General features: G+C 50.8%; 6 protein-coding genes. 5 read left to right on the top strand and 1 reads right to left on the bottom strand.

All coding sequences use genetic code 11. From position 1 onward, the window contains the following. From PHC90_14530 to PHC90_14520, 3 genes are all read left to right on the top strand, one after another. On the top strand, positions 1-1,432 hold a 1,432-nt coding region (locus PHC90_14530; protein MDD3847561.1), incomplete at its 5' end, for a DEAD/DEAH box helicase. 2 nt (positions 1,433-1,434) lie between these two features. Beyond that, positions 1,435-1,851: an EcoRII N-terminal effector-binding domain-containing protein gene (locus PHC90_14525; GenBank protein MDD3847560.1), complete on the top strand. Its 417-nt coding sequence runs from the start codon at positions 1,435-1,437 to the stop codon at positions 1,849-1,851. A 28-nt stretch (positions 1,852-1,879) separates the two neighbouring features. Continuing rightward, positions 1,880-2,296: a very short patch repair endonuclease gene (locus PHC90_14520; protein MDD3847559.1), complete on the top strand. Its 417-nt coding sequence runs from the start codon at positions 1,880-1,882 to the stop codon at positions 2,294-2,296. Between the two features lie 336 nt (positions 2,297-2,632). On the opposite strand, the gene PHC90_14515 is transcribed toward PHC90_14520, so the two are convergent. Further along, positions 2,633-3,178 (bottom strand): hypothetical protein, encoded by a 546-nt coding sequence (locus PHC90_14515; GenBank protein ID MDD3847558.1) that lies wholly within the window; start codon positions 3,176-3,178, stop codon positions 2,633-2,635. Positions 3,179-3,507: 329 nt separating this feature from the next. On the opposite strand from PHC90_14515, the gene PHC90_14510 reads away from it, so the two are divergent. Further along, positions 3,508-3,858 (top strand): MliC family protein, encoded by a 351-nt coding sequence (locus PHC90_14510; GenBank protein ID MDD3847557.1) that lies wholly within the window; start codon positions 3,508-3,510, stop codon positions 3,856-3,858. 139 nt (positions 3,859-3,997) lie between these two features. Continuing rightward, entirely contained in the window at positions 3,998-4,204 is a 207-nt protein-coding gene (locus PHC90_14505; GenBank protein MDD3847556.1) for a type II toxin-antitoxin system HicB family antitoxin, read from the top strand. Positions 4,205-4,572 lie beyond the last annotated feature (368 nt).

Below are 4,572 nucleotides of genomic sequence, written 5' to 3'. Positions count from 1 at the left end.
GTCCCCTCACCTCCATCTTGCCAGCAGGTTAAGAGGAGACATCCCGGAGGGATTTGCAGGCACCCTTTATCCCTACCAAGCTGCCGGATATCACTGGCTTGCGTTCATGAAACGAAGCGGTCTCGGCAGCATCATTGCTGATGAGATGGGACTCGGAAAAACAATTCAAGTGATCTGCTTGCTTCTAGATGCAAAGAATACCGGCCATGAGCCGAGCTTGGTTATTGGTCCGGCAACATTGCTTGAGAACTGGAGACGTGAAATTCAACGCTTTGCACCTGCCTTGAAGGTCGTTCTTCACCGTGGTGCAAGAAGAACTGGATTTCCAGAAGATTTGCGACAAAACCATGTTGTTTTAGTTTCGTACGAGACAGCGGTGGCGGACGTGTCGCTCTTGAGAAACGTTACATGGGAACTGCTTGTTCTCGACGAGGCGCAGGCAATCAAAAATCCGTACGCCAAGCGAACAGTGCGGCTGAAGACTTTGCGGAGTCAATCTGTCGTGGCAATGACTGGAACCCCAATGGAGAACAAACTGGTGGATTTATGGTCCATCACAGATTTTGTGGTTCCTTCGCTGCTTGGCAGTCTTGCAGAATTCGAGCGGCACCACCCCGAAACACTTGACGGTGCCTCTAGGCTTGAACCGATCCTTACGCCGATGATTTTGCGGCGCAGGGTTTGTGATGTGGCGCAGGATCTGCCCGCCCGCATCGATATTCCTCAGCCCTTGGAATTGGATTCCGAGTCGGCCGAAATATACGAAGCCCTTCGGGTATCAGCGGCAAATCACGGACAAGGTAGTTTGAATGCGTTGGTAGCGCTCCGCATGTTCTGCACCCATCCTTGGCTGACCAATCAATTCACACACGTTGCTTCCGCGGTAGATTGTTCTGTTAAGCTCGAACGACTGCTTGAGATTATGGAAGAGATTGTTTCCGATAACAGCAAAACGTTGGTGTTCACGTCCTACCAAAAGTCGGCGGATCTTCTGGGACGGGAACTCGCCGCCCAGTTTGGTATCCATACCGATGTTGTTGATGGGCGCACGCCTGTTGAGGAAAGGCAGCCCAAGATTGACCGCTTCACTGAAATTCGCTCAGCGGCAGTCCTTGTTCTTAATCCTAAGGCCGCCGGAACCGGTCTGAATATTACGGCAGCCAGCCACGTAATTCACTTCAATCTTGAATGGAACCCTGCGATCGAAGATCAGGCATCCGCTAGGGCGCACCGTCGCGGCCAAACCCAAATAGTAACCGTTCATCGTTTGTTTTACGTGGATACGGTGGAGGATGTGATCAACGCCCGCATGATACGCAAACGGCAACTGGCCGCGGCCGCCGTTGTTGGTACTGACGGAAAGGACGCAGACGCTCAGGACATCCTGCGATCTCTTCAAATATCGCCAACGAACAGGAGTCAGAGAGGTTGATCATGAAAACACAAGTTGTTGAGAAGGTGTTAAGTGCCAATGACACTGGGGAGACAGGAGGACATCAGTCCGGGATTCTTGTTCCCAAGGACCCGATCATCTTGGGATTCTTCCCGTCCTTGAATACATCGGTGAAAAATCCGAGGGCGGTGCTCAAGGTGCTCGATCAAGCCGGTCGCCAATGGTCCTTCAATTTCATCTACTACAATAACCGGTTTTTTGGAGGAACGAGGAACGAATTCAGGCTGACGGGCATGACCGATTTCTTCCGTGAGTTTAATCTGAAGGCCGGAGATGTGGTTATTCTGCGCCAATTGTATCCGGGGCATGTCGTCAATATCGATTATCGGCGAGCGAGCTCAAACAAAAGGGTCCTGAGGCTCACAGGAACATGGAAGGTCATCGAGGGCGATTTCTAACTGTAGGTGGGGTAAAACGGGCAAACGTATGGCGGATGTATTTACGGCGGCAAAGCGTTCGGAAGTAATGTCGAAAATTAGAGGGCAGGGCAACAAGAAAACTGAACTCGCACTCATAGCCCTGTTTCACCGTCACGGCATCACCGGCTGGCGACGTAATCAGAAGGTTTTCGGGAAGCCTGATTTTGTCTTCTGGAGAGTTCGCGTTGCTGTTTTTGTCGATGGTTGTTTTTGGCACGGGTGTTCAAAGCACTGTACCATGCCCGATACCAACCGGGATTTCTGGGAAAAGAAGCTCAGAGCCAACAGGAGAAGAGACCGGGAAGTAAACCGCGTCTTGCGCAATCAGGGTTGGAAGGTGTTGCGCATATGGGAACATGCGCTGGTCGAGAAGAATGAAAGCCGTCTTTTGTCTAGGATACGAGGTATTTTGAACGATGCTTGATCCCTGTGCGCTGATAAAAGGGGGTCTGGGCGTGGTTCTCGGGGTTTTCCCCTCCCGCCGAATGGCGTATACCCTTAATAGGTTTTACCGGACACTACTGGGAAAAAGACAAAAGACTATTACTCATCCCCGATGTCCTATCGGAAATGAAGTTCATTAACGGCGAAACGCAAGGCGAGAAGGTGTGAGGTAGAAGAACCAGCGTCGCCTGACGGCTCCGACGGAAGGGTCGCCACCTTCATCGTAAGAGGTGGCCGCTTTGGTTCATAATACGTGGCCTATTTCATTGGAATGTGCACGTGTCGGTACAAAGCCCGTCTTTGTCGGACCACCGAGTCATTTTCCCTTCAGTCTAGACCACTCCGATTCCGTCAAACCAACCCGTGATAACGCACGTCCGAATTCTTCCGCCGCCCGTTGGGCATGCTCCGTTTTCAATTCGGCAATCCACTCGTATTTATAGTCATTGTCATCCTGAAAGATGTATCGACCATTATCCTCCTTTGCAGTATATACAGCATCCGTGCCAGAGGTGAAATTGGAGACGTAGCAATTAAACACCTTCGGTTTGTAATCAAGCCTGATAAGATTACCGCTGAGATCCATAACAATCTGATTGAAGGAATCATTCTCTTTGGGTCCATCCAGAATACAGAAGACAAATGTCCGCGTCTTGCCATCCATCCTCACGCTGTCGCAGACAGGCTGCAAGCAAATCATGTAGCGTCCTTTCCGATCCACCTCTTTCAAAATCACTCCAAGATGCAATGCTCTGCGGGCATTATCATAAGCAATTCTCTGGCTAATCAAAGAACTGAGTTTTTCATGGTAGGAATCCCCGCCACAATTACTCGAAAGATATTCCGGGGGGCTGGGGGTCAAATCTTTATTCTTGACAAACCTTGTCTGTTTTCCGAATCCTGTTCTGTTTAGATGAAACAGTTTGGTCTTTTCTCGCTCCCTCCGTACCCTCCCTGAACTTGAGAGTTTTTTCCGGAGGGCCGGCCGGAAATCACATTAGGTGTCGAAAGGATCGAGTCTCTTGAACCTGAAACCTGAAACCTGACACGCCCCTGCCGCTCTCAAGCGTGCACTGCAAAGATTCGCTTGACCGCCCGGAGGGTCCGGAGTATACATAGACAGGTTTCATGCCGGGGGCGGGCGGTGAAGGGCAAGCCTCTGGTTCGAATACACTAGATCGGAGGTTTCAATTGTTCTCATTGCGGCTGAGTGTTGTTGCCATCGCTATTATGTTGCTGTCCTCCCTCGCTTATGCGGAAGATATCGGACCTTTTCGCTATAAGTGCGACGACGGGAGGTCTTTTACCATCACTTTTGTGAAGGCCGAAGGTGAGAGTTCGCCCATGACGGCCCGTCTTGCCTTACCAAAGAGCAAGGATGTCGTCATCCTCACCAACCAGGGGGGTGCCAGCGGGATCCATTACGCCAACGATAGATATACCTATGACGAGTGGCACGGCAATGTGTCTTTCAGAGATTCTTCAAAGAAGGTCAAAGGGAAGACCACTCAGGGGGTCTCCTGCCATGAGGTCAAGAAATAACCTGTACTCCGGTGGGAGAGGCGAAGTCAAATCTTTATCCCTGCAAAAAATGACCTGCCGTGATACCGCCGGGTAGAGCGATTCTCTTGGAATATCTGGCAGATTGTGAGATAATGCTTGCTGTAGGGAGGTGTTGTATATGAGACAAGTCGTTGTTTACCCGGGGGAAGATGGTTGGTGGGTGGCAGAATGTCCGAGTCTGCCGGGGTGTATCAGCCAGGGCAAGACCAGAGAGGAAGCCATAGAGAATGCAAAAGAGGCGATTCTAGGTTACGTGGCCGCTCTTCGGGAAGACAACTTGACAGTTCCCGAAGACAAATTTGAAGCCCTGCTTGTTGCAGTATGAGCAATATCCCGCGAATCTCCGGCCGTGAATGTATCAAGGCCCTGAACAAGACCGGATTTTATTTCAAGAGACAGGAAGGAAGTCATGTCATCCTGCGAAGGGATGATCCCTTCGGGCAAGTGGTCGTACCTGACCATAAGGAGCTTGACCGGGGAACGCTCCGGGCTATCATCAGGGCGGCCGGTCTAGGGGTAGAAGAGTTCAAGAAGCTGCTGTAACCATCGTTGCCTTAGGCAGGTACGGGACATCCTGTAGTCCTCCTGTCAACATAAATATCAATACTCAATGATATCTGGCATGTGCCTTTTCCTGCCTTTTGTTGTGCGCACGTCTCCCATGGGTCTTCATCCAATACCCTTACCTTAATG

Source organism: Syntrophorhabdaceae bacterium (assembly GCA_028698615.1).
Taxonomy (GTDB): domain Bacteria; phylum Desulfobacterota; class Syntrophorhabdia; order Syntrophorhabdales; family Syntrophorhabdaceae; genus Delta-02.
The sequence above is the reverse complement of the archived record's forward strand: the minus strand, read 5'-3'. Positions and strand labels throughout refer to the sequence as shown.